Raw genomic sequence first — 23,083 nt, 5'->3', positions numbered from 1 at the left:
TAATTATCGGTCATTAGTGGGTAAGCTTTAGCCAAGCCTAAGTAATTTTAACAGCCAGCGCCGGTAGGGCGGCTGTAGCACTCGGCTAGGGGCATGTTTAGCTTGATAAAACAGGCTGCGCAGATGACTAAAGCGATCAAAGCCCGTACGCCCATGGTAGGCGCCCATACCGCTTTCACCAATGCCGCCAAATGGCAACGCGGGTACGGCGTGGTGCAGCAATGTGTCATTAAACACCAGAGCGCCAGAGCGCGTCGCGTGAAGTAAGCGTGACTGTAGTGCCTTATTGTCAGTAAATGCATATACCGCCAGCGCGTGAGGGCGTGCGTTGATGAATTCGATAGCCGCCTCCATATGCTTGACGCTGATAATCGGCAAACAGCGGCCGAAAATCTCCTCGCGCATAATGCGCAGTTTCTGAGTAGGGTCAATTACCAATGCCGGCGCGTAGCTGCCGTGGTCGATAACCCGACAGCCGTGATCACGGGCTTCTTCGAGCATGCTCTCAACGCGCTGGCGATGGTCGTTGTTGATCGGGTCGGTTGCCTCTCGGCTGTCTGGCCGCTGCTTAAGTGCTGCGCGGTTCAAAGCGCTAACCAGCCGATCCAGATAACGGCTCTCTACCAGAACATAATCAGGCGCCAGGCATGTTTGCCCGCCATTGAACGCCTTGCCGAAGATAATCGCCGCGGCTGCTTTGTCCATGTCAGTATCTCCTGCCACCAGCGCTGGAGACTTGCCGCCTAGTTCAAGCGTGACCGGAGTAAGATTAGCCGCAGCTGCTCTTGCGACCAAGCGCCCGACACTGGTCGAGCCGGTAAATATCAAGTGATCAAACGGCAAGCTGCTAAAGGCCTGAGCAACGCGGGCATCGCCCTCAACGACTAACAGCTCGTCTGGCGTGAAGTATTGCGCCGCCAAGCGTGCAAGAAGGGCACTTGTCTGGGGGGAAAGCTCGCTAGGCTTTAGCATCACCACATTGCCTGCGGCAAAGGCGTCGATGATAGGCATCAGCGCCAGGCTCCATGGGTAGTTCCAGGGTGAAATAACGCCGACAATACCTAATGGCTGGGGGGCGATGCGCGCCCGGGCGGGTAATAGCCGCCAAGGCACCCCCACTCGCCAGGGGCGCATCCAGTGCCAAACATGGAGGCGAGCGTGGCGGACCGCCTGAAGCACGGCATTGATTTCTGCCAGGCGGATTTCCACTTCGCTGCGGTGGCCAAAATCTGCTTGAATCGCGCGGACGATTTCGTGCTGATGGCGTCTGGTCATGTGCGCCAAGCGCAGCAGACGGGAGCGCCTGACACTCAAGGGTGGAAAAGGCGTTTGATCGACAGCGTGCCGCTGAGCGTTAAAACTGTCGGTTAGAACGTGCTTCATAGCCTCTCCTTGCCGTTCGTTTCACGTATTCGTCAGGATAATAATGGCGGGTTCGCGTTACGTTAACCCGCGTGTATTAATGATAAAGTAGCAGCAGGCAACCGGGTGCCATCGCTTTGCTCTCTGGGAGATACCATGTCTGTGTGCTCACTAAGACACTCTACGTTAATCGCCATGGAAGACATCGAGGCGAGTCAGTGGGACGCCCTGGTCGGGCGCGACCAGCCGTTTTTACGCCATGCATTCCTGCATGCCCTTGAAGCGAGCGGCTCGGTCAGTCATGACACAGGCTGGGAGCCTTGCCATGCCTGCGTTTGGCAGGGCAGCCAGCTGGTTGGGGCACTGCCAATGTACCGCAAACACCACTCCTATGGGGAGTATGTGTTTGACTGGGGGTGGGCCGAGGCGTTTGAACGCGCTGGTGGCGCTTATTACCCCAAATTGCTCAGCGCCGTGCCGTTTACTCCTGTGCCTGGGGTGCGCACCCTGATCGCTGACCAGTGCCCTCACAGTGCTGTTCGCACTGAACTGGCGGCGGCCTGGCAGGCATCTGACCAGGCATCGCTCTCAAGCTGGCACCTGCTGTTTGCCAATGAGCGCGATGTCGACGCTTGGCAGGCGCAGTTTCCTGAGTTAATCGCCCGAGAAGGCGTTCAGTTTCAGTGGCAGGATGCAGGTTTTGGCAGCTTTGATGGCTTTCTGGCAAGCCTTACCTCCAAACGGCGCAAGATGATCAAGCGCGAGCGTCGCCTGGTAGCTGACCAGGGCGTGAGCATTAAACGCCTTGAAGGGCATGATATTACGCAGGGTGCGCTGGCGCACTTCTATCGCTGCTACTCGATGACGTATTTTGAGCGTGGCCGCTCACCCTACCTGAATCAGGACTTTTTTGAGCGTTTGCGCAACACCATGCCAGAGGCGCTGATGCTGGTACAGGCTCAATTGGGTGGAGTGCCGGTCGCCTCAGCGCTCTACTTTCGCGGTGATCAGTCGCTGTATGGACGTTATTGGGGAAGTGAGGTGGTCGCTGACTGCCTGCATTTTGAAGCCTGTTACTACCAGGGCATCGAGTACTGCCTGGAAAAGGGGCTTACGCTGTTTGATCCTGGTACCCAGGGGGAGCACAAGCTGGTGCGCGGGTTTGCACCGCAGCGGGTGCGCTCGCTGCACTATATGGCGCATCCTGGGCTGGCCGCTGGTGTGGCACAGTTTTGCCAGGAAGAGGGCGCGCATATCAAGGCCTATCGAGAAGCTGCCCAGCAGGCGCTACCCTTCAAGTCATCTGTGGCTCGCTGATGCTGCGCCATGATGGCATAATGCGCGCCGTTACGGCGGGTGGCGGCACCCCTATTTACCTTATCCTCAGGAGATTGGTGATGCACAAATGGCTGGTGGTTGCACTGGTTGCCGTGCTGGGCTTGCTCCAGTATACGCTGTGGCTAGGCAACGGCGGCTGGCGTGATCTGCAGGTAGTTGAGCAGCGCGTTGCCGCTCAGGAAGCCGACAATCTTCCCATGCGTGAGCGCAATGCCCGCCTGGCCGCTGAGGTCACTGATCTTAAAACGGGTCTTGATGCTATTGAAGAGCGCGCCCGTAGTGATATGGGCATGGTGCGAAGCGACGAGCAGTTTTTCTGGGTCCCGGGAGTTGCCATTGCAACAGAGCTACTGGGGATCAATGCCGGCCTGGTCACCCAGCCAAGCCTGGGTCGCGAGCGACCGACCCCATGAGTGAATTTACGCTAAACGGCGATAGCGCGCTTTGGCTGGTAGTGCCTGCCGCTGGGCAGGGGCGCCGTATGGGTGCCGATAAACCCAAGCAGTACCTGACGCTTGCCGGGCAGCCGATCATGGCCCACACCCTGGCGCGGCTGTATCAGGCGTTTCCCGAGGCTACACTGGTGCTCTGCCTGGACAGTGATGACCGTTGGTTTCAGCCTGAATGGGTGCCCTTTACCCGCTGGCAGCGCGTCACTGGTGGTAAAGAGCGTATGGACAGTGTCTTGAATGCGCTGCATGCCATACCAGCACAGGAGGCTGACATCGTCATGGTGCACGATGTGGCGCGTCCCTGTATTACACCTGATGATCTGCACGCGCTTTATCAAGCAGCAGCCAGCCACATGGCAGGTGCGCTTTTGGCGATGCCGGTGGCGGATACCATGAAACGGGCCAACACCGAGCAGCAAAGCGCCCGAACAGAGCCTCGCGAGGGGCTCTGGCATGCATTAACGCCTCAGGGGTTTCGCTACGCCCTGCTGCGTCAGGCGCTGGAAAGCGCACGCCATTATCAGCGCGTGGTGACCGATGAGGCGTCTGCGGTAGAGGCGCTGGGCGAGCAGCCGCTGTTGGTCAGCGGGCGGCGTGATAATTTAAAAGTGACTCACCCGGATGACCTCGCTCTGGCCGCTGCAATTTTATCAGCACAAAACATTCAGCTTATTTAGGAGTGATAATGCGCATTGGCCATGGATTTGACGTACACCGTTTCGGCCCCGGCGACCACTTGATGATCGGCGGTGTCAAACTGCCGTTTCCGCAAGGTTTTGTCGCCCATTCTGATGGCGATGTGTTGCTCCACGCCATTAGCGATGCGCTCTTGGGCGCCTGCGCGCTGGGCGATATCGGTCACCACTTTCCCGATACCGACCTCGAATGGAAAGGGGCGGACAGCCGCGCGCTGCTACGCCATGTGGTAGGGCTGGTGCAGGCCGAAGGACTGGGAGTCGTCAATCTGGATGCCACTATCATGGCGCAAGCACCTAAAATGGCGCCGCATATTGAGGCAATGCGCCATACCATTGCTGATACGTTAGGCGTGGCGCTTGGCCAGGTAAACGTTAAAGCGACCACGACCGAGCAGTTAGGGTTTACCGGGCGTGGTGAAGGCATTGCTGCGGAAGCCGTGGTGCTACTTGCACGGCTCGAGGCAAGAGATGAGTAAGTTACCCCAGTGGTCACGCAGTTTGGATGCCGCATTTGGGCCACCCAAGCCGGGTCAGTACCGCGCCAAGCCGGAAGATTTTCTGGTGGACGAGCAGCTTGATTTCACCCCGGAAGCCCATGGTGAGCATCTCTGGTTGCGGCTGGAAAAGCGCAACCAAACCACGCTGGAGATGGTGAAAAGCATCAGCCGGATTTGCGGGGTGACGCTGCGGGATATTGGCTACTCGGGCATGAAAGACCGTATTGCAGTTACCCGCCAGTGGTTAAGTGTCCATCTGCCGGGTAGGGAGGCGCCTGATGAGCTGGAAACCTTATTGGATGCGCTAGGCATCAAGGTTCTGGAAAAGGTCCGCCACCCGCGTAAATTAAAGCGGGGTGTGCATCGCACCAACGCTTTTACACTACGGTTAAGCGGTGAAGCCGTTCAGGCCGATGACTTTGTGCGACGCTGGCAGGCGCTGTGCGAGCAGGGCGTGCCCAACTATTTTGGTCCCCAGCGCTTTGGCCCCGACGGGCGCAATTTACAGCGCGCCGAAGCGCTGCTGGCTCGCGGGTGGCGTAAGCGTGATGACCGCCAGGGAATGATGCTTTCAACCGCCCGCAGCTTTTTATTCAACGAGCTGTTAAGCGCGCGACTAGCGGATGGTACCTGGAACCAGCCAATCGCCGGGGACATACTGATGCTCGATGGTACGCAGAGTGTATTTGGTATCGATATAGTGGATGAAGGCTTGGTGGCTCGCGCAGCGGAGCTGGACGTTCATCCAACGGGCGTACTCTGGGGTGTGGGCGATGGCGCGCAGGGTGAGGCAGGCGCTTATGAAACGCAGCTGGCTCGCCAGCATCCAGCACTCTGTGAAGGGCTAGAGAAAAGCGCTGTAAAACGGGCACGCAGAGCACTACGCATGCGATTGACGATGCCTCAGCTCACCTGGGAGGCAGATGCCGTGCTACTCTCGTTTGCGCTACCCCGAGGCAGCTTTGCCACTGCCGTGATTGGTGAATTGATTCGACACCCGGACATGGCGTAAGCAACTCAGGCTGCGCTGATTAACAAGGAGGCATTCATGCGGCGACTGCTGCTTTCCAACGACGACGGTGTCTATGCCCCTGGGCTTAAAGCACTGCATGACGCCCTTGAGGCACATGCCAATCTGCGCGTTGTGGCTCCGGATCGCGACCGTAGCGGCGCCAGTAATTCATTGACGCTATCGCGGCCGCTGTCATTAACCGCGCTGGATAACGGCTTTTATAGCGTGGACGGCACTCCCGCCGACTGCGTTTATCTGGGCGTTAACGGCATCTGGGATGAACGCCCAGACTTAGTGATTTCGGGGATCAACCATGGCAGCAATCTCGGCGATGACGTGCTTTATTCAGGCACAGTGGCCGCCGCTATGGAGGGACGCAATCTAGGCATGACGGCAATTGCGATGTCGCTCTGTGGCGAGCGCCATTTTGAGACCGCCGCTAAAGTAGCGGCAAGCCTGATTGGCGCAGCCGACCAGCTTTCCCTGCCGCCTAGAACGTTGTTAAACGTCAATGTACCTGATGTGCCGTGGGAGGCTGTTAAAGGTGTTAAAGTCACCCGGCTTGGCTATCGTGGACCGGCTGAGAAGCCGCTACCCGTTGAAGACCCGCGTGGGCGTACACGTTACTGGATTGCCCCGGTGGCGGCGAATGCTGATGATGGCGAAGATACTGATTTTGCGGCCATTGCAGCAGGCTATGTGTCGATAACGCCATTGCAAACGGATCTGACGCGCCACCCGGCGCGTAGCGATGTGCAGGACTGGTTGGATGCCTTTGCCTGAGCTTTCACCGATTGAGCGGCGCGGGCGAGGGATGACCTCCCAGAGGACGCGAGACCGTATGATCGACCGTCTCATTAAACAGGGTATTCGCCACCCGGATGTATTGGAGGTGATGGCTAACGAACCCAGACACCTGTTTGTAGATGAGGCCTTGGCGCACCGTGCCTATGAAGATACCGCGTTGCCCATCGGGTTTGGTCAAACGCTTTCTCAACCACTTACCGTTGCGCGAATGACTGAACTTGTGGTGCGTGCTGCCCCGCGTCGGATACTGGAAGTAGGCACGGGCTCTGGCTATCAAACGCTGATTTTATCGCGTCTGGTGAAAGAGCTTTACTCCATCGAGCGTATTTATGCCCTGCATGAGCGGGCAAGGGAACGTTTGTGGCGCCTGGAAGCCGAGGCGACGCTTGCCGTTGCCGACGGTGGGGAAGGCTGGCCAACGGCCGCCCCGTTTGATGTTATTTTGTTGACCGCCTGCGCCCAGACGCTGCCGGAAGCTTTGCTTGAGCAATTGACCCACGATGGGGTCTTGATTGCCCCCCTTGAAGAACCTGATGGCAGTCAATGGCTTACTCAGATAAAGCGTATTGGCGGCGCTTTTGAAAAGCGCCAGCTTGAGCGCGTTCGTTTTGTACCTCTATTGCAAGGAGTAGTGGATTGAAGCATAAATCCTTGAATCTATTTTTAAAAGGCGCAGGCATGGGCGCCGCGGATGCCGTGCCTGGAGTTTCGGGCGGCACCATTGCGTTTATAACCGGCATTTATGAAGAGTTGATTGATACCATCAAGCAGTTTGGCCCAGGCGCTTTGGTAGCGCTGTGTCGCGGCGGATGGCGGGCCTTGTTCCAGCATTTGAACCTGGCTTTTCTGATCCCTTTGCTTGCAGGTATTGCGATCAGCCTGGTGAGCGTTGCGCACCTGGCGCTATGGTTGATGGAAGCACACCCGCTGCTGCTTGATGGGTTTTTCTTTGGTCTAGTGGCAGCCTCTGCTTTAGTGGTGGGGCAGGCCGGCCAGCGCTGGCGGGTATGGTACATCATCCCTCTGCTGGTAGGGCTACTACTCGCCCGGCTGCTGCCCAGCTTAATGCCTCTCATCCTGATGATCGGCAATGATTCGCTGGTTATTGTGCTAGCAGGCGCTATTGCGATTAGTGCCATGCTGCTACCGGGTGTATCGGGCAGTTTCCTGTTGCTCACCATGGGACTCTACGGCACGATTATGGGGGCTATTCGCGGCTTCGATATCTCTATTATCATGCTGTTTGGAATGGGCTGTGTGATTGGACTGGCATTGTTTTCACGGCTGTTATCCTGGCTGCTAAAACGCCATCATGGCTTCACGTTGCAGCTGCTATTGGGATTCATTGTCGGTTCATTGCCGGTTCTCTGGCCATGGCGAGAGCTTTTACGCTATCAGATTGGCCCGGATGGGCAGATGATTCCCCTGGCTTATCACTATTTATTGCCTGATGACTATGCAATGTTGACCGGTGCGCCAGCGCAGGTTATTGGTGTGGTAGGCCTGATGGCTGTCGGTGCACTGCTGGTGGTGTTGCTGAACCGCCGGGCAGACACAAAGACAACGACTCATTCAACCGATACCGCTCAGCGCTGAAAAAGGAGTAGGGCTTGCATGCGTAAAATCTTCATAATGTCAGCGTTGGTGTTGGCAGTTAGCGGGTGTGCCAATCAGCAGCACAACACCCCACAAATACGTGATTTGAGCGAAGCACGCCGCGCGGTGGAAAATTCACCCCAATATACGGTGAAGGCGGGCGATACACTTTATGGTATTGCCTGGCAACATAATCTGGATTACCGCCAGCTGGCAGCAATGAACAATATTGGTGCGCCGTATCAGATCCAACCCGGGCAAACGATTACCCTGCGTGCGGGGGCGGCCACCGATTCGTCATCTCCGAATGCTTCGCCTCAGAATAATGCCCGCACTGAATCCCGCGGCGTGGTGGCTACCGGGCTAAACCCCGGGGCAACTGCTGTAGCAAGCAATGATCAGGAGCTTGATTGGCTGCTGCCTGATGAATCCGCGATTGAGCGTAGCCAGCGGCTCAGTGGTGAGCGTCAGGCAAGCGAGCGAGCCAGTAGCCAAGCAGTAGCCAGCGCTCAGGAAGTGGCTTCTAACAGCCGTCCGGCTGAGGAGCCCACCGCTGAAGCCGTGGTTGCCGAGGTAAGCACGCCTGCACCGGCGCCCGCGGCAGAGTCCAAGCCAGAGCCCAAGCCAGAGCCCAAGCCAGAGCCAGCGGTCCAGCCTGCCCAGGAGCCCGCGGAACAAACTGTTGTGCAGACCGAGACGCCAGCTGCCGAAGCGCCTGCTCAAACAGACCGTTCGTCGCGCACGTTCACGCCTGCCGATACAATCGACTGGCAGTGGCCTACCGATGGGCAGGTGACTGGCAAGTTTGGAGAGGGCGACTCGATTACCGCAGGGATTGATATCGCTGGGCAAAAAGGTCAACCTGTTAAAGCGGCTGGCCCTGGTATCGTTGTTTATGCCGGTAGTGGTGTGCGTGGCTATGGTAACCTCATCCTTCTCAAGCACAATGATCAGTTCTTGAGTGCTTATGCTCACAACGACAGTTTAAACGTGAGTGAGAACGATGTTGTCGAAGCGGGTGAAGTCATTGCCACCATGGGTAATAGTGATGCAGAAACTGTCAGGCTGCATTTTGAGGTGCGCCGCGATGGGCAGCCTCAGGATCCCTTGACCTTTCTACCCAAACGCTAACTAGACGACACTGCTAGACAAAAGGCACTATGCGACACGGGAAAGGCACTACGCGACAAAAAATAGTAGCAAGATTTCTTGAATCAGCGGTTAAATAGCGGGTTCAAGCCAATAACAATAACGGTGCAACGCACTAATAACGGTACAGCGCACATTGGGTGTGGCTACCTTTATTCTTTTAGAAAGGCGGGCAGGCGATACTACGGGGGTAAGACCATGAGTATGCTGGAGAAGGATCTACAGGAGGTTGACCTGGATGCTGCCGAAGAAGCGTTGGATAGCGCTGATGATGATACTGCAGTGGAAGAGGATGCCTTTGAAAAAGCATTAGGGCGCGAGGATCGACAATCGACCCAGAGCCTGGATGCCACGCAAATTTACCTCAACGAAATAGGATTTTCGCCACTACTAACGCCTGAGGAAGAAGTTTATTACGGCCGCTTGGCGCGTAAGGGAGACCCGCTTGGTCGTTCGCGAATGATCGAGTCCAACCTGCGTTTGGTGGTCAAGATTGCACGGCGCTACCTTAACCGGGGACTAACGCTGCTGGATCTGATCGAAGAGGGCAATTTGGGGCTTATTCGTGCGGTTGAAAAGTTCGATCCTGAGCGTGGGTTTCGCTTTTCAACCTACGCGACGTGGTGGATTCGCCAGACCATTGAGCGCGCCCTGATGAACCAGACGCGCACCATTCGTCTGCCGATTCATGTCGTTAAAGAACTTAATATTTATCTACGTGCCGCGCGTGAGCTGACCCAGAAGCTTGACCACGAAGCAACCGCCGAAGAGATTGCCGATCATCTCGACAAGCCGGTTGATACGGTCAAGAAAATGCTGGGCTTAAATGAGCGCGTCTCCTCGGTCGATTACCCGATGGGCGGTGAGAGCGATAAGCCACTGATCGATACCCTGACCGATGATGAGGTGCAAGGTCCTGAAGGTTGCCTGGTGGATGGCGACGTGCGTGAGCACGTTGATCTCTGGCTGGATGAGCTGAGTGACAAGCAGCGTGAAGTGGTCGTGCGCCGCTTTGGGTTGCGTGGTCACGAAGCTGCCACTCTTGAAGAAGTGGGGGCAGAAATTGGCCTGACGCGTGAACGGGTGCGTCAAATCCAGGTAGAAGCATTAAAGAAACTGCGGCGATCCCTTGAGAAGCAGGGCCTGTCGCTTGAGGCTATTTTCGAAAGCTAGCCAACACGATCGACCCACCAGCACGACCTCAACGCACCGAGTTTATGCTCGGTGCGTTGCTGTTAGGGTAAGCAATATTGCTGATTTATTACCGATAAGCGAGAGATGTGATGCGCCCCCTAGTGGCCCATATCGATTTAGACGCGCTGCGTCACAACTATCAGTTGGCGTGCCAATGTGCACCGCAAAGCCGCTCATTAGCGGTGATCAAGGCCAATGCTTATGGCCACGGTGCCGTGGCGTGTGCTCAGGCGCTTGAAAGCCTGGCGCCCGCGTTTGGCGTTGCCTGTATCGAAGAGGCGCTCGCCTTGCGTGAAGGCGGTATCACCAAGCCGATTGTGCTGCTGGAAGGCATATTCAGCGCCGATGAGCTGCCGCTGGTGGATCGTCACCAACTGTGGGTGGCTGTGCATAGCGCATGGCAGGTAGACGCGCTGCTGGCCTTTTCACCTCAGCAGCCGATTCCGGTATGGCTGAAGGTTGATTCGGGCATGCATCGGCTGGGATTTGATGTAAAAGAGGCGCCCGCTGTTTGGCAACGCCTTGTAAACGCCCCCCAAGTCGCTGCATTGCATTTAATGAGCCACTTCGCCACTGCTGATGCCAGCGATGGGCGTTACTTTACGCAGCAAATGCAAGTATTGCAGGCGCTGGCCAAGACACTGGATGCGCCGCTTTGCCTGGCCAACTCTCCCGCCACGCTCGCCTGGCCTGACGCCCATGGCGATTGGAACCGCCCAGGTGTGATGCTGTATGGAAGCGACCCGCTGGAAGTAGCCAATGACACTACCCGTCAGTTACGTCCGGTGATGAGCCTGCGCTCGGAAATTATTGCTCTGCGCGAGCTAAGCGAAGGCGAGCCGGTCGGTTACGGCGGGCGTTGGCGCGCCAAGCGCCGTTCACGTATTGCGGTAATCGCCGCAGGCTATGGTGATGGTTATGACCGCCACGCGGTGGATGGCACACCGGTGCTGGTCAATGGGCAGCGCTGCGCCATCGCTGGCAAGGTATCGATGGATATGCTGACGGTCGATGTGACCGATATCCAGAGCGCTGCTATTGGCAGTGAGGTGGTGCTTTGGGGAGCTGCCAGCAATGGTGCTGTGCTGCCGGTCGATGAAGTGGCACGCTATTGCGACACCATTAGCTACACCTTGTTAACCGGCGTATTGCCACGCGTACCCCGGCACTATCAAGCGCCCACAGTTTAGGTGGTAGGCATGTCAAAAACACGTTATCCACGTTCCTTTGCTCATCCGCGCTATTGGGGCACCTGGCTTGCCATTGGCGCCATGTATGTGGCGGCCTGGCTGCCCTGGGGGTTAAAGCTCTGGGTAGGCAAGATGATGGGCCTGCTTGCATGGCGGTTTGCCAAGCGTCGGCGCCATATTACCGCCACGAATCTGGCACTCTGCTTCCCTGAAAAAAACGCTGATGAGCAGTACAAGTTGGTGAAAGATACCTTTATCGCCAACGGTATCGGCCTGGTTGAAACCGCCACCGGCTGGTGTCGCAGCGCCGAAGGATTTCGCCATCGGGTGGCGTACCATGGCCAGGAGCATTTGGCCCATGCCAAGGCGCAGGGCAAGGGTGTGCTGGTGGTAGGGATTCATTTCTCAACGCTTGATCTGGGCGGTGCACTGCATTCTCTATTCTTTCCTGCAGACGTGGTCTATCGCCCGCACAATAATCCACTTTTCGAGCGCTTCATGACGCGTGCCCGCTCACGCATTTTTGGCCAGGCGATTGACCGGCATGACTTGCGGGGCGTAGTGCGACGTATTAAGGCCGGGCATATTGTCTGGTACTCGCCCGATCAGGACTTTGGTCGCGATGTCAGCGTGTTTGCGCCGCTATTTGGCCAACAGGCCGCCACTATTCGCCTGACCGCCAAGATTGCGCGAATGACCGGGGCGCCGGTCGTGCCGCTGATGTTTCACCGCAACCCGGATAACCGCACCTATACCATCGAGTGCCTGCCAGCGTTTGAAAACTTCCCTAGTGGCGATGAGATTGATGATGCCTCTCGGATTAATCAATTTATTGAGCGTGCCATTCGCAAGCATCCCGAGCAGTATCTTTGGCTACACCGGCGCTTTAAAACCCGCCCTGAAGGTGAAAGCGGGTTCTATTAACTATTTAGCAACAAAAAAAGCCGGCAAATTAGCCGGCTTTTTAAGAACTGCTTTTAGCTTGAATAGCGCTTTCGTCAATCCAAATTGCGCGAATAGAAGATTTCCAGCATTTCCTTACGCAGACGGCTTTCGATATCGCGCGCTTCTTCAAACGTGATATCGCGACGCGACGTGCCGAACAGGTAGTTGTCGAGCTCAAAATCCTTAAGCAGCATCTTGGTATGGAACATGTTGTCCTGATACACGTTTACATCCATCATCTGATATGCCTGCTTGGTATCTTCCGCCAGATAATCCTGGATCGAGGCAATATCGTGATCGATGAACAGTTTTTTGCCGTCCACATCACGTGTAAAGCCGCGCACGCGGTAATCCATGGTGACGATGTCAGAATCAAAGCTGTGGATCAGGTAGTTCAGCGCTTTCAACGGGCTGATGTGACCGCACGTTGACACGTCAATATCCAGACGGAAAGTACTGATGCCGTTGTCAGGATGCGATTCCGGGTAGCTATGTACGGTGACATGGCTCTTATCCAGATGAGCAACCACGGTTTCAGGCAGCGGACCAGGACCTGGCTCCGTTTTCTCAGGATTGGCATCATCAAGCTCATGTTCAGCAATGAGAATGGTGACACTAGCCCCGTGAGGTTCATAATCTTGACGGGCAATATTCAGCACATGCGCGCCGATAATATTGGTGACATCCTTTAAAATTTGCGTCAACCGCTCGGCATTGTAAAGCTCATCGATATAGTCGATATAAGCGGTACGCTGCTCTTCGGTTTTGGCGTAGCAGATGTCGTAAATATTAAAGCTCAGCGAGCTGGTCAGGTTATTGAACCCGTGGAGTCGGAGATTATCTGACATGTCCGAACCTCCCTATGGCAGATGAAGATACCCCGACGAGCCAGCGTCGGAACCGAAAAGAACCTACTGCCATGCGCGATGCTCGCTTTTTAAAAGCGCGGGCAGGACAGTAGGGGATAATGCAAGGAGGCGTATTATGCCCGTCCGGGGCAGGGTATGCATCCCGGCAGGGCATTTTTTTATGCAGCGGTGTGCAACAGGCCACAAGAGTGAGCGCAGGATGCTGTCGCTTCGTCTCAAGCCTCTATAATCTCAAAGGAATGCGTGATCTCAACGCCGCCTTTTACGAGCATGATGGACGCACTGCAGTATTTTTCTGCAGACAGTTCCACAGCACGCGCGACCTGCTTCTCTTTCAATGCCCGGCCTGTCACCACAAAGTGCACGTGAATCTTGGTAAATACCGCAGGCACTTTGTCAGCGCGTTGTGCATCCAGTTCAGCGACACAGTCGGTGACATCCGCGCGCGCTTTATCCAGAATGTTCAGGATATCAAACGCCGTACAGCTACCCATGCCCATGAGCAACATTTCCATGGGGCGAGGCCCGGTATTACGACCGCCATGATCGGGCGGGCCGTCGATCACAACGCTGTGCCCGCTACCCGACTCGGCGATAAATTGACGACCATCCGTCCATTTTACCCTTGCTTTCACGTGGCTCTCCTTAACTAGGCGACGACAGGTAAGTCGCGCAGCATAACATTTCTTTGTGATTAGCGCCGTGGGTTAGCAAACTCTCGAGCGTCGTCAGGCGCTCTGGTGTCCCTACATCCACCCAGTGGCCGGTAAAGTGCTCACCGCTCACGCGCTGCATGCCCATGGCCTGTTTGAGAAGCGGTGCCAGGGCAAAGGCGCCTGCGGACTTGCCGGCGAATAGGGCCGGATGAAGGATACCTACCCCGGCATAAGTAAGCCGCGGCGTACCTTGCGTGCTTACCCGGTTCTGATTCAAGGCAAAGTCGCCTTCCGGGTGGTGTCTGGGGTTATTTACAAGTACCAAGTGCGCCAGGTCGTTGCCTTTCAGCAGGGTGGGAACTGGCAGGTAATCGCTCCAGACGTCGCCATTGACCAGCAGAAAGGGCTGCTCGCCTAACATGGGAAGGGCTTTTTGAATGCCGCCCCCCGTTTCAAGTGGCGTCGGCTCGTGACTATAGTGAATGTGTAGACCATACGTGCTGCCATCGCCAAGTGCCTCGACAATTTGCTCAGCGCGGTAGCTTACATTAATTACCACCTCGCTAATGCCAGCACGCGCAAGCCGATTGAGGTGATGCACAATCATGGGCTTGCCCGCGACGGGCAGTAACGGTTTTGGGCAGTGATCGGTTAAAGGGCGCATCCTCTTGCCTAGCCCAGCGGCCAGAATCATCGCTTTCATGGGGTATCCTCCAGACGTCGAACGATGACTGGGCGCAGGGTGGTACTCACCCATTTTGCAAAGTCTGCATGTTCAGGCAGGGCGGCCAGACTATCGTCGAGGTGGTCCAGAAAGTGCGGCAGGCGCTCCAGATAGCCCTGCTTTTGGTCGCGTAGGGTCAGGCGGCAGAAAATCCCCAGCACCTTGAGCGAACGCTGGGCTGCCATGGCATGACACTGGGTGATAAAAGCATCAAAGGGGAGCGCGGCCGATAACCGCCCATCGCGGCGCGCCTGATCATGAAAAGTGGCGGCAAGATGGGTAAACTGCTCATTGCTAAACCGCCAGTAGCGGCCACGCAACAGAGAAATAACGTCGTAGCTGATGGGGCCCGCCACGGCGTCCTGAAAGTCGATCATATAAAGCTGCTCATGATCAACCATGAGGTTCATGGCATCAAAATCACGGTGTACGCTTACTGTAGGCTGAGTGAGCGCTGACTGAACAAGCGCTGCGCGAAGTGCCTCCCAGCTTTTGGGGGCGGGTATCGCCAGCCACTGGCTCAGGCACCATTCAGGAAAAAGGTCGAGCTCACGAGTAAGTAACGGTGCATCATAGCCAGGCAGCGCCGCCGGGCTTGCCCGGTTTTGCAACTCGGCAATCAGGGCCAGCGCTTTTTCGTGGTAGCTGACCACTGAGGCTTCATCGATGAACCGGTCCTGCAGGGGCGTGCTGCCCAGGTCATCGAGCAGTAAAAAGCCGTCCTCCAGATTGGCGGCATGGATCTTGGGTACAGGTAAGCCGGCTGCGTACCAGCGGTTGCCGATAGCAACAAATGAGGAAGAGTCCTCCTGGGCGGGTGGGGCATCCATCACGATTTGCGTGTGGCCGTCTGGAAGCATTAAACGAAAATAACGCCGAAAGCTGGCGTCGCCGCCTGCCGGGGAGAGGATGATATCGGCCTGATTCAGGCGATGTTGTTCAGCGGCCCATCGGGTGAGGGCATCAATCCGTAAAGAGGACATGCAAGCTCCTTGCTGGTCGGGCATCATGCGGGCTGTATAATACCTATTCTGGATGCCAAGGATAACGAACATGGGCAAGCGATTTACGCGCACCGTACCGGTTGCGCATACGCTGATGGGCAGTTTGCTTGCTGGGGCCTCGTTCACGGCAGTGGCTCAGGATCAAACGCTGCCTCCCGAGGCACTTGATTGGCAGCCCTGGGGGCAGAGCGAAGCACCGCAACAATTATGCCGCGGGCGATATGTCATGCCCGGCTACCGGCTGCCTGAAGAGCAGAATCCCGAAACCCTATCAGTTGAGACCCAGGAAGCGGATTACGCCGCTGACGGTGAAGCGCTTTTACGGGGTGATGTGGTATTGCGGCGTGGGAATACCGAGCTTGAGGCCGAGCGAATTTTTTTGCCCGCCGATCGTCAGCAGGTCGATGCCGAGGGCAATTTGGTGCTACGCGACGGTCAGGCTCTGCTGCGTGGGGACAACGCCACGCTAATGCTCAACGAAGACCGGGCCACTATCCGCAATAGTCATTATGTGTTGTATGAAGAGCATTTGCGTGGCCAGGCAAGCCAGCTTGAGCAAATAGGCGAGGCGCGGTATCGCTTGCATGATGCTACCTTCACGACCTGTGACCCTGGCGCTAACACCTGGCAACTGGTTAGCAGTGATATACGGCTTAATCAGGAGTCGGGGTTTGGCACCGCACGCCACGCCCGTTTACAGGTAAAAGACGTGCCTATCTTTTACTGGCCATGGTTGCGCTTTCCCATTGATGACCAGCGCCATACAGGCTTGCTGTCTCCTGCCATCGGGTTCTCATCAGATGGATTTGATTACGCCCAGCCGTTTTATTGGAATATCGCGCCCAATCACGACGCCACAATTACGCCGCGCTGGATGTCAGATCGCGGGTTGCTGCTAAACGGTGAGTACCGCTACCTGTTTGAAGAGAGCGCGGGCACCGTGGAAGGTGGTTACCTGAGCAGCGATGACGGCGGCGCCAACAACGACAATCGTTTTACAGGCGAGGATCGCTGGTACATTGATGCCCAGCATGCTGGCCGGGTTAACAGCCGCAGCAATTACAGCCTTCGCTATGGTGCTGCTAGCGACGGGCGCTATTTTGATGATTTCGGCGCCGAGTTTGGCAACAGCGACCGTGTCAGCATGGAGCGGCTTGCTCAAGTGGACTACCAGGGTGAGCGCTGGCAGCTTGATGCGCGGGCGCAAGGTTTTCAGCGTCTTGAAGACCCGCTTAACGATACCGACAAGCCATTTTATCGCCTGCCCAGCCTGACCGCGAACTCCAACTGGCAGCTAGGCCACGGGCTCTATAGTGAATGGCGCTCCAACGCAACCTACTTCTGGCGTGATGTCGATGAGCGGCGAGTGCCGGAACGAGAAGCCGCGACAGGTAGCCGACTGCACTTGACTCCAGCGCTTGGCTGGCGTGGAGAGGAGTCCTGGGGGTATATCGAGCCGCGTACCGAGCTTTGGTATACCGCCTATGAGCTTGATTACGGCGAGCGGGAAACTGATCGTGGCACTTCGCCAACGCGTAGCGTCGCGGTGACATCGGTGGATAGCGGTTTGGTGTTTGAACGCGAGCTGGAGCTTGGCAATCGGGATTACCGGCAAACCCTGGAGCCTCGCCTTAACTACGCCTACGTACCGCGTACCAACCAGACGCAACTGCCCGACTTCGATAGCCGCGAGCGCGCCTTTTCCTGGGAACAGCTGTGGTCGCCCCACCGCTTTTCCGGTGCTGACCGGGTGGGCGATCTTAACCGCGTGTCGCTGGGCGTAGAGTCACGCCTGATTGAAGACAGCAACGGGCGGGAGCGCTTGACGTTTGGCGTAGGTCAAAGCGTCTATTTTGCCGAGCGGCGTATTGATAGTGAAGGGGATCCGGACACACTACCTGCAAGGCCCGAAGAGGACCCTAACGTTAACCCGCAGCGCTATTACCAGGCCACGCGTGACCGCTCGCCTCTTGTTACCCGATTAGACTGGCAGATCAATGATCGCTGGAGTACCGGCTACGAGTGGCTATACGATGACCACCGCGAGCAGACCGAACGGACAAGCGTTGACCTGCGTTATCGGCATCCGGAAGGCCATGTAGTGAACCTTGGCTACCGTTGGGAGATCGAAGGGTTTGATCCTGACGTGGTGCCAGGCGATGACAGCTTTCGTAACTACAGCCGCGAAGAGTGGGATCTGTCGTTTGCCTGGAAAGCCAGTCCCAGGATTGATTTGATTGGCCGTTATCTGCACGATCAAACCAACGACCGTTCGCTTGAGCAATTGGCCGGGTTGCAGTGGAACGACTGCTGCTATGGCGTGCAGCTTGTTTGGCGTGAGTGGGTAGATGATAACGACACGGCGCGCATTGGAGATGACTTCAGTGATCGCGGGCTGTTTTTACGTTTTGTATTCCGTGGCTTAGGTGGCATTGGCCAGCAGGCCGACAGCTATTTTGAACGGACCATTCCTGGCTATCGTCCTACTCCCCTGTAATGACGTTGTTGAATGGCGACTGAAAGAGACCTTTTATGAAGACCAGAAATACGCTGCTAGCCCAGGCAAGAAAAGTGTCGGCCACGGGTGTAATGGCCCTTTGCATTGGTGCGGGCGCTTTTGTGACTCCGCTGGTATCCCAAGCGCAAGACTATGCGTCTACCCAGCGTCAGCCCATCGATAGCGTTGTGGCCGTGGTCAACGACAACGTCATCATGCGCAGCGAACTTAATGACCGCATGGCGCAGATAGAGCAGCAGGCTCAAGCGCAGGGTGGCTCGCTGCCGCCGCGTGCAACGCTTGAGGCCCAGGTGCTTGAGCGCATGGTAATGGACGAGGTCCAGCTGCAGCTGGCGCGTCGCGCCAACCTAACCATTGATGATACCGAGCTTAACCGCCAGCTGCGTACCATCGCTGAATCCAACAACATGACTCTGGAACAGTTCGCGGATGCGGTGGAAAGTGACGGCATGACGCTTGCTGATGTGCGCGAAGATATTCGTCGTGAAATGCTGATGCGCCAGGTACAGCAACGCCAGGTAAGCCAACGCGTTTCAGTAAGCGACCGTGACGTTCAGCGCGTTCTGGACCAGCAGGGGAGCCAGAATGGCGACCAATCATTTGTTGAAGAGATTCGCGCCCGTCATATTCTGGTAGAGCTCAACCCCACGCGCAGCGAAGACCAGGCCCGGGCGCGTGCCCAACAGGCGCGCCAGCGTTTGCAGCAAGGCGCTGACTTTGCCTCCGTGGCGCGTGAGTTCAGCGATGACCGTGGCAGCGCCCTTAACGGCGGCGAGCTTGGTTGGGTGCGCCCCGGGCAGACCGTGCCAGCCTTTGAAGAAGCCATGCAGTCACTGAGCGTCAATCAGATCTCTGAGCCGGTGCGCTCGCAGTTTGGCTATCACGTAATCGAAGTGGAAGAGCGCCGACGTCAGAACGTGACCGAAGAGAGCCGTCGTGAGCAGATACGTCAGGCTATCTTCCAACGCCGCGCCAATGAAGAGCTGCAAACTTGGCAGCAGGAAATTCGTTCGGAAGCCTTTGTGGATATCCGCCTCTAATGACATCAAGTGCCGACCTACCACTGCTGATAACCACTGGCGAACCCGCCGGTATCGGTCCAGAACTGGTGTTGATGCTGGCGGCCCAAGGGCAGCTACCTGAGCAGGCGGTGGCGATTGGCGATGTTGATATGCTGCGCCAGCGGGCCGAAGCACTCGGCCTTGCAGTAACACTGCTGGAAACCCTGCCGGGTCAAGAGGTCAAGGCAGTGGCGGGCGAGCTTCCGGTATGGCCGGTCGCGCTCAAGGAGCCTGCCGTGCCCGGCGTGCTTAACCCGGCCAACGCAGGCTATGTGCTGGCAACGCTTAAGCTTGCGGTTAATGCCTGCCAGGCCGGGCAGGCAGCCGCCATCGTGACGGCGCCGCTGCATAAGGGCGTGATTATTGAAGGCGGCTATCCCGATTTTACCGGACATACCGAGTGGCTGCGCGACGCCTGCGGCGTAAATGATGTGGTAATGATGCTGGTAACGGATGCTGCGCTTCATACCCGTGCGCCCCATTGGCAGGGAAGTGGTGATCTACGTGTTGCGCTGGTGACCACGCATCTGCCGCTACGCCAGGTCGCCGATGCCATTACCTTTGAACGGGTAACGCATATTAGTCGTCTATTGGCCGCCGACCTGACGCGTCAGTTTAGTATTGCCTCACCCCGTATTGCGGTATGTGGTTTAAACCCCCATGCCGGTGAAGATGGCCATCTTGGCCGCGAAGAGCTTGAGGTCATTGCGCCAGCTCTTGATGCGCTGCGCGCCGAAGGAATAGATATCCAGGGGCCGTTGCCCGCCGATACGCTTTTTACGCCGCGCCACTTGGCGGGTGTGGATGCGGTGCTGGCGATGTATCATGATCAGGGGCTTGCGGTGCTCAAGTATGCAGGTTTTGGCCAGGCGGCTAATATCACGCTGGGCTTGCCGCTTGTGCGTACCTCGGTAGATCATGGCACCGCGATTGATCTGGCGGGCAAGGGCGTGGCGGATCCCGGCAGCCTAAACGTTGCCCTGTCTCTGGCTCGCCGTCTTGCCAATCAGCGGGCCAGTGCCGCCTGCTAGGTTTTGTATACCTAGTCCTATAATGTTCGCTCCACTCGCCTTACATGCTCCAAGATTGAAAAAACCTCCAAGGAACCCTGTTAGATGTCTCAAGTGCCCCAGCAGCACCGTGCTCGCAAACGCTTCGGTCAAAACTTTCTCCGCGATTTGGGAATTATCTCGCGTATTGTCCGTTCCATTGGGCCGCGGGAAGGGGATCGTCTCGTTGAAATCGGACCAGGCCAGGGGGCATTAACCGGGCCCTTGCTGGAGGCGGCCGGAGCGCTGGAGGTGATTGAGCTGGACCGCGACCTGATTCCTGGCTTGCGGGTGCAGTTTTTCAACTACCCTGAATTCGTTATTCATGAAGGGGACGCGCTTAAGTTTGATTTCGCGGCCCTGAAAGGTGATGGCCCGGCGCTGCGCGTGGTGGGCAACCTGCCCTATAACATTTCAACGCCGTTGATTGTGCATCTGCTGACCGCGGGTAACGCCGTTGCTGATATGCATTTCATGCTGCAAAAAGAGGTAGTGGAGCGACTGGCGGCTCAACCAGGTGGCACTGATTGGGGGCGGTTATCGGTGATGGCCCAGTACTACTGCCAGGTTGACCAGCTATTTATCGTGCCGCCTGAGGCGTTTGTGCCGCGTCCCAAAGTGGATTCTGCCATTGTGCGCCTGACCCCCCACACCACCTTGCCCCATGTTGCAGACGATCCGGTGCTTCTGTTTGAGCTGGTGAAACTGGCCTTTGGTCAGCGGCGCAAAACCCTGCGCAATAACTTTAAAGGTCGCGTTAGTCCTGAGACGCTTGAGACCTTGGGGATCGACCCGACTCGCCGTCCGCAAACGTTGACGGTTGCAGAGTATGTGGCCATTGCCAACCAGGTTGCGGTGGATGATGCGGCAGGCGCCGAAGGGAGTGACAAAGGGTGAGTGGTTTAGCCATTGAAGTCAGCGTGTCGCCTGAATACCGAGCGTCAGAGTCTAGCGATGCGGAGTCGCGCTATGTCTTTAGCTACACCATAACGGTGCATAACCAGAGCCCGCATAGCGTTCAGCTAATGGCTCGCTACTGGAAAATCACTCAGGGCAGCGGTGATAGCCAGGAAGTACGTGGTAAAGGGGTCGTTGGCCAACAGCCGCTGATCGGCCCCGGCCAGCGCTTTCGTTATACCAGTCGCGCTATTCTGCAAACGCCCGTGGGGGTGATGGAAGGCGCCTATACGCTGCTGAACACCTATAGCCAGCGTGCATTTGAAGTGCCGGTGACGCCTTTTCGATTAGCCGTGCCGTGCCAGTTGCATTGAGCACGGCTTTATCAAACGACTAGGCTAAACGCTGTTCCAGGTGATCGCACAGGCGAAGCGCCAGCTGAACGATCGTCAGGGTAGGGTTGGCATGCCCGGCGCTGGCAAAGACGCTTGAACCCGCCACGTACATATTATCCTGGGCAAAGAGTCGGCAGTCGGTATTGACGATACCTTCTTCGGGGCGGTGGCTCATGCGCGTTCCACCCATATGGTGCCGACCGGCAAGTTCGCCGTCGGTGGGTAGTGTGACGGGTAGAGCCGCCAGCCAATCCGCTAGCTGTACACGTCCAATGTTCTCTTCAAGCAGGTATTCGCCTAGCAGCAGTAAACTCTCGCGAATAGTATGGCGATCAAGCGCTGACTGTGTCCATACCAACCTGCTGCGCGGAACACCCAGCGAATCCAGCTCTTCAGAGAGTTCCACTCGGTTTTCAAAACGAGGCTCCTGCTCCCACGCGGCCCTTAACATGGCGCCGTGAATGACTCGGCCATCGGCCTGCCAGGTCCTGATCTGCTCGCCAAGCGTGGGGGCCTGCGTGCTTAATTCCTCTATCAGTGCCTGGGCGGCCTCGGCGTTCATGCGGTGTAATCGCAAGCCACAGTTGAGCATCTGCCGGCTTTCAAGGGCATGCTCGCTAGGCGAAAGAAATACGTTATACGTCTCGTCCAGGCCTAGCGCTTCGGGGGTGAAAATCAGAGCCTGGCCTACCGTCGCGTGAGGGTGATCCATCCAGTAGCGCCCCAGCGTATCCGCCTGGGGAATCAGCTTTCCGCCCGTCTGCTGGTTACACCAGAGCAGCAGACGAGAATTATCGATACCACCGCAGGCCAGTACAAAGTAACGGGCGCGCACTTGGTGTTGCTTGCCGGCATAATTGCCAAACGTGGCACGGGTGATATGACCGTTTTCGGTTTCAAGGCCAAGCAGGTTGGCAGTGAGGCAGCACAGCAGATGCTCGGACTCGCTGATCATTTCAGCGTACTTATGCTGGACGCGAACCGGCGTCCCAAGAGAGAAATGGATACGCTGAATCTCTGCCCCTTCGATGGGTTCGTCGGCCGGAATTGGGTCTAGGCTGAGCAGTTCAGCGGCGGCCGTAAAGTAAGGCGATAAATCGTCATGGCTGATTGGCCAGGCGGTCTCGGGGGCGGCGGACTTGGCGGTAAAGTCGTAAGTATCAAGCGAGCGGCAAACGCCGCCCCAGTGATTGGTAGAGCCGCCTAGGTGACGAAGCCGGCTGGTTTCCAGAGGAATGTACGTATCGCCTTCTATCTCACCGCGATAGTTATCCTGAGAGCGCTCGCTGAAAATTTCATCGCCCCCTTCACACATGAGTACGCGGTGACCCTGGCGGGAAAGCGTCACTGCGATGGAAACGCCCGCCGCACCGCTGCCAATCACGCACACATCAACCGTATCGCCCAGCTCGCCGAGCGTCTCGAAAGGCACGTACATCAGCGGTCACTCACACGTAGAAGCCAGCCATCTACCATCACATTGGCAGGCTTTTCAGTCTGGGTTGAGGAGACTTGGTGGTTTGTTGCATTGGCGGCGGGCAATAGGGTAGTAAGCGGCACTAACGCCATGCCCATGCCTACAAAGGAAGCGGTTTTTAAAAGCCTGCGCCGCGTGTAGGTAGACGTCATAATGGTTGTATTGTCCTTGATCGTCGCGAATGTTTTACTTC

Annotated in this window: 24 protein-coding genes; 17 read left to right on the top strand and 7 right to left on the bottom strand. The window is 56.8% G+C overall.

The annotated features are described in order from the left end of the window. Window positions 1-27: 27 nt before the first annotated feature. A complete protein-coding gene (locus tag ELY38_RS04785; protein WP_127060359.1) occupies window positions 28-1,383 on the bottom strand; it encodes an aldehyde dehydrogenase family protein in 1,356 nt (451 codons plus the stop codon). Window positions 1,384-1,518: 135 nt separating this feature from the next. On the opposite strand from ELY38_RS04785, the gene ELY38_RS04780 reads away from it, so the two are divergent. The 12 genes from ELY38_RS04780 to lpxL all read left to right on the top strand — a co-directional run bounded on the left by ELY38_RS04780 (window position 1,519) and on the right by lpxL (window position 12,219). Continuing rightward, entirely contained in the window at window positions 1,519-2,679 is a 1,161-nt protein-coding gene (locus tag ELY38_RS04780) for a GNAT family N-acetyltransferase (RefSeq protein WP_127060358.1), read from the top strand. A gap of 80 nt (window positions 2,680-2,759) precedes the next feature. After that, entirely contained in the window at window positions 2,760-3,113 is a 354-nt protein-coding gene (gene ftsB / locus ELY38_RS04775; RefSeq protein WP_127060357.1) for a cell division protein FtsB, read from the top strand. Further along, window positions 3,110-3,829, top strand: a complete 720-nt coding sequence (ispD, locus tag ELY38_RS04770) for a 2-C-methyl-D-erythritol 4-phosphate cytidylyltransferase (RefSeq protein WP_127060356.1) — start codon at window positions 3,110-3,112, stop codon at window positions 3,827-3,829. Before ftsB ends, ispD begins: the two co-directional genes overlap by 4 nt. Window positions 3,830-3,837: 8 nt before the next feature. Beyond that, window positions 3,838-4,326: a 2-C-methyl-D-erythritol 2,4-cyclodiphosphate synthase gene (gene ispF / locus ELY38_RS04765; RefSeq protein WP_127060355.1), complete on the top strand. Its 489-nt coding sequence runs from the start codon at window positions 3,838-3,840 to the stop codon at window positions 4,324-4,326. Then, the gene (gene truD, locus ELY38_RS04760) at window positions 4,319-5,359 is read left to right on the top strand and encodes a tRNA pseudouridine(13) synthase TruD (RefSeq protein ID WP_127060354.1); all 1,041 of its coding nucleotides are present in this window, start codon (window positions 4,319-4,321) and stop codon (window positions 5,357-5,359) included. The genes ispF and truD overlap by 8 nt, the downstream gene beginning before the upstream one ends. A 36-nt stretch (window positions 5,360-5,395) precedes the next feature. Next, entirely contained in the window at window positions 5,396-6,142 is a 747-nt protein-coding gene (gene surE / locus ELY38_RS04755) for a 5'/3'-nucleotidase SurE (protein WP_127060353.1), read from the top strand. Further along, window positions 6,129-6,806, top strand: a complete 678-nt coding sequence (locus tag ELY38_RS04750) for a protein-L-isoaspartate(D-aspartate) O-methyltransferase (RefSeq protein WP_127060352.1) — start codon at window positions 6,129-6,131, stop codon at window positions 6,804-6,806. The genes surE and ELY38_RS04750 overlap by 14 nt, the downstream gene beginning before the upstream one ends. Window positions 6,807-6,844: 38 nt before the next feature. Then, window positions 6,845-7,762: a DUF368 domain-containing protein gene (locus tag ELY38_RS04745; protein ID WP_422822311.1), complete on the top strand. Its 918-nt coding sequence runs from the start codon at window positions 6,845-6,847 to the stop codon at window positions 7,760-7,762. An 18-nt stretch (window positions 7,763-7,780) separates the two neighbouring features. Beyond that, window positions 7,781-8,893 carry a peptidoglycan DD-metalloendopeptidase family protein gene (locus tag ELY38_RS04740; protein ID WP_127060350.1) on the top strand — a complete coding sequence of 371 codons (1,113 nt, stop codon included), beginning with the start codon at window positions 7,781-7,783 and terminating at the stop codon, window positions 8,891-8,893. Window positions 8,894-9,109: 216 nt separating this feature from the next. Further along, a complete protein-coding gene (gene rpoS, locus ELY38_RS04735) occupies window positions 9,110-10,084 on the top strand; it encodes an RNA polymerase sigma factor RpoS (RefSeq protein ID WP_127060349.1) in 975 nt (324 codons plus the stop codon). Between the two features lie 110 nt (window positions 10,085-10,194). Continuing rightward, complete coding sequence (alr, locus tag ELY38_RS04730) at window positions 10,195-11,295, top strand: alanine racemase (protein WP_127060348.1); 1,101 nt, start codon at window positions 10,195-10,197, stop codon at window positions 11,293-11,295. A gap of 9 nt (window positions 11,296-11,304) precedes the next feature. Then, on the top strand, window positions 11,305-12,219 hold the full coding sequence (gene lpxL, locus ELY38_RS04725) for an LpxL/LpxP family Kdo(2)-lipid IV(A) lauroyl/palmitoleoyl acyltransferase (RefSeq protein WP_127060347.1): 915 nt from the start codon (window positions 11,305-11,307) through the stop codon (window positions 12,217-12,219). Window positions 12,220-12,293: 74 nt separating this feature from the next. Here the strand turns inward: lpxL and speD are convergent, their stop codons facing one another. The 4 genes from speD to ELY38_RS04705 all read right to left on the bottom strand — a co-directional run bounded on the left by speD (window position 12,294) and on the right by ELY38_RS04705 (window position 15,472). Continuing rightward, a complete protein-coding gene (gene speD / locus ELY38_RS04720; protein ID WP_127060346.1) occupies window positions 12,294-13,088 on the bottom strand; it encodes an adenosylmethionine decarboxylase in 795 nt (264 codons plus the stop codon). A 236-nt stretch (window positions 13,089-13,324) separates the two neighbouring features. Beyond that, on the bottom strand, window positions 13,325-13,744 hold the full coding sequence (locus tag ELY38_RS04715; protein ID WP_127060345.1) for an OsmC family protein: 420 nt from the start codon (window positions 13,742-13,744) through the stop codon (window positions 13,325-13,327). 10 nt (window positions 13,745-13,754) lie between these two features. Beyond that, window positions 13,755-14,468 (bottom strand): N-acetylmuramate alpha-1-phosphate uridylyltransferase MurU, encoded by a 714-nt coding sequence (gene murU, locus ELY38_RS04710; RefSeq protein WP_127060344.1) that lies wholly within the window; start codon window positions 14,466-14,468, stop codon window positions 13,755-13,757. Continuing rightward, on the bottom strand, window positions 14,465-15,472 hold the full coding sequence (locus tag ELY38_RS04705; protein ID WP_127060343.1) for an aminoglycoside phosphotransferase family protein: 1,008 nt from the start codon (window positions 15,470-15,472) through the stop codon (window positions 14,465-14,467). The genes murU and ELY38_RS04705 overlap by 4 nt, the downstream gene beginning before the upstream one ends. Window positions 15,473-15,542: 70 nt before the next feature. Here ELY38_RS04705 and ELY38_RS04700 point away from each other — a divergent pair, with 70 nt between their 5' ends. The 5 genes from ELY38_RS04700 to apaG all read left to right on the top strand — a co-directional run bounded on the left by ELY38_RS04700 (window position 15,543) and on the right by apaG (window position 21,392). After that, a complete protein-coding gene (locus ELY38_RS04700) occupies window positions 15,543-17,990 on the top strand; it encodes an LPS-assembly protein LptD (RefSeq protein ID WP_127060342.1) in 2,448 nt (815 codons plus the stop codon). Between the two features lie 35 nt (window positions 17,991-18,025). Next, the gene (locus ELY38_RS04695) at window positions 18,026-19,051 is read left to right on the top strand and encodes a peptidylprolyl isomerase (RefSeq protein WP_127060341.1); all 1,026 of its coding nucleotides are present in this window, start codon (window positions 18,026-18,028) and stop codon (window positions 19,049-19,051) included. Beyond that, the gene (pdxA, locus tag ELY38_RS04690) at window positions 19,051-20,103 is read left to right on the top strand and encodes a 4-hydroxythreonine-4-phosphate dehydrogenase PdxA (RefSeq protein ID WP_127060340.1); all 1,053 of its coding nucleotides are present in this window, start codon (window positions 19,051-19,053) and stop codon (window positions 20,101-20,103) included. Before ELY38_RS04695 ends, pdxA begins: the two co-directional genes overlap by 1 nt. A gap of 84 nt (window positions 20,104-20,187) precedes the next feature. After that, on the top strand, window positions 20,188-21,018 hold the full coding sequence (gene rsmA / locus ELY38_RS04685; RefSeq protein ID WP_127060339.1) for a 16S rRNA (adenine(1518)-N(6)/adenine(1519)-N(6))-dimethyltransferase RsmA: 831 nt from the start codon (window positions 20,188-20,190) through the stop codon (window positions 21,016-21,018). Further along, window positions 21,015-21,392: a Co2+/Mg2+ efflux protein ApaG gene (gene apaG, locus ELY38_RS04680; protein WP_127060338.1), complete on the top strand. Its 378-nt coding sequence runs from the start codon at window positions 21,015-21,017 to the stop codon at window positions 21,390-21,392. Before rsmA ends, apaG begins: the two co-directional genes overlap by 4 nt. Before the next feature lie 19 nt (window positions 21,393-21,411). Here apaG and ELY38_RS04675 read toward each other — a convergent pair whose 3' ends face one another. Both ELY38_RS04675 and ELY38_RS04670 read right to left on the bottom strand, forming a co-directional pair. Next, entirely contained in the window at window positions 21,412-22,851 is a 1,440-nt protein-coding gene (locus ELY38_RS04675) for an FAD-dependent oxidoreductase (protein ID WP_127060337.1), read from the bottom strand. Next, window positions 22,851-23,042, bottom strand: coding sequence for a hypothetical protein (locus ELY38_RS04670; protein WP_127060336.1), 192 nt, complete (start codon window positions 23,040-23,042; stop codon window positions 22,851-22,853). Before ELY38_RS04670 ends, ELY38_RS04675 begins: the two co-directional genes overlap by 1 nt. Window positions 23,043-23,083 lie beyond the last annotated feature (41 nt).

The sequence above is a fragment of the Vreelandella nanhaiensis genome (assembly GCF_003990185.1).
Lineage (GTDB): Bacteria > Pseudomonadota > Gammaproteobacteria > Pseudomonadales > Halomonadaceae > Vreelandella > Vreelandella nanhaiensis.
Note: the sequence above shows the minus strand (reverse complement) of the source record. Positions and strands in the feature narration are given on the sequence as shown.

What these genes read in the sequence shown, in the direction of transcription:
- ELY38_RS04785 (WP_127060359.1), bottom strand. Translation starts at nt 1,383, where the DNA reads ATGAAGCACGTTCTAACCGACAGTTTTAACGCTCAGCGGCACGCTGTC.
- ELY38_RS04780 (WP_127060358.1), top strand. Translation starts at nt 1,519, where the DNA reads ATGTCTGTGTGCTCACTAAGACACTCTACGTTAATCGCCATGGAAGAC.
- ftsB (WP_127060357.1), top strand. Translation starts at nt 2,760, where the DNA reads ATGCACAAATGGCTGGTGGTTGCACTGGTTGCCGTGCTGGGCTTGCTC.
- ispD (WP_127060356.1), top strand. Translation starts at nt 3,110, where the DNA reads ATGAGTGAATTTACGCTAAACGGCGATAGCGCGCTTTGGCTGGTAGTG.
- ispF (WP_127060355.1), top strand. Translation starts at nt 3,838, where the DNA reads ATGCGCATTGGCCATGGATTTGACGTACACCGTTTCGGCCCCGGCGAC.
- truD (WP_127060354.1), top strand. Translation starts at nt 4,319, where the DNA reads ATGAGTAAGTTACCCCAGTGGTCACGCAGTTTGGATGCCGCATTTGGG.
- surE (WP_127060353.1), top strand. Translation starts at nt 5,396, where the DNA reads ATGCGGCGACTGCTGCTTTCCAACGACGACGGTGTCTATGCCCCTGGG.
- ELY38_RS04750 (WP_127060352.1), top strand. Translation starts at nt 6,129, where the DNA reads ATGCCTTTGCCTGAGCTTTCACCGATTGAGCGGCGCGGGCGAGGGATG.
- ELY38_RS04745 (WP_422822311.1), top strand. Translation starts at nt 6,845, where the DNA reads ATGGGCGCCGCGGATGCCGTGCCTGGAGTTTCGGGCGGCACCATTGCG.
- ELY38_RS04740 (WP_127060350.1), top strand. Translation starts at nt 7,781, where the DNA reads ATGCGTAAAATCTTCATAATGTCAGCGTTGGTGTTGGCAGTTAGCGGG.
- rpoS (WP_127060349.1), top strand. Translation starts at nt 9,110, where the DNA reads ATGAGTATGCTGGAGAAGGATCTACAGGAGGTTGACCTGGATGCTGCC.
- alr (WP_127060348.1), top strand. Translation starts at nt 10,195, where the DNA reads ATGCGCCCCCTAGTGGCCCATATCGATTTAGACGCGCTGCGTCACAAC.
- lpxL (WP_127060347.1), top strand. Translation starts at nt 11,305, where the DNA reads ATGTCAAAAACACGTTATCCACGTTCCTTTGCTCATCCGCGCTATTGG.
- speD (WP_127060346.1), bottom strand. Translation starts at nt 13,088, where the DNA reads ATGTCAGATAATCTCCGACTCCACGGGTTCAATAACCTGACCAGCTCG.
- murU (WP_127060344.1), bottom strand. Translation starts at nt 14,468, where the DNA reads ATGAAAGCGATGATTCTGGCCGCTGGGCTAGGCAAGAGGATGCGCCCT.
- ELY38_RS04705 (WP_127060343.1), bottom strand. Translation starts at nt 15,472, where the DNA reads ATGTCCTCTTTACGGATTGATGCCCTCACCCGATGGGCCGCTGAACAA.
- ELY38_RS04700 (WP_127060342.1), top strand. Translation starts at nt 15,543, where the DNA reads ATGGGCAAGCGATTTACGCGCACCGTACCGGTTGCGCATACGCTGATG.
- ELY38_RS04695 (WP_127060341.1), top strand. Translation starts at nt 18,026, where the DNA reads ATGAAGACCAGAAATACGCTGCTAGCCCAGGCAAGAAAAGTGTCGGCC.
- pdxA (WP_127060340.1), top strand. Translation starts at nt 19,051, where the DNA reads ATGACATCAAGTGCCGACCTACCACTGCTGATAACCACTGGCGAACCC.
- rsmA (WP_127060339.1), top strand. Translation starts at nt 20,188, where the DNA reads ATGTCTCAAGTGCCCCAGCAGCACCGTGCTCGCAAACGCTTCGGTCAA.
- ELY38_RS04675 (WP_127060337.1), bottom strand. Translation starts at nt 22,851, where the DNA reads ATGTACGTGCCTTTCGAGACGCTCGGCGAGCTGGGCGATACGGTTGAT.
- ELY38_RS04670 (WP_127060336.1), bottom strand. Translation starts at nt 23,042, where the DNA reads ATGACGTCTACCTACACGCGGCGCAGGCTTTTAAAAACCGCTTCCTTT.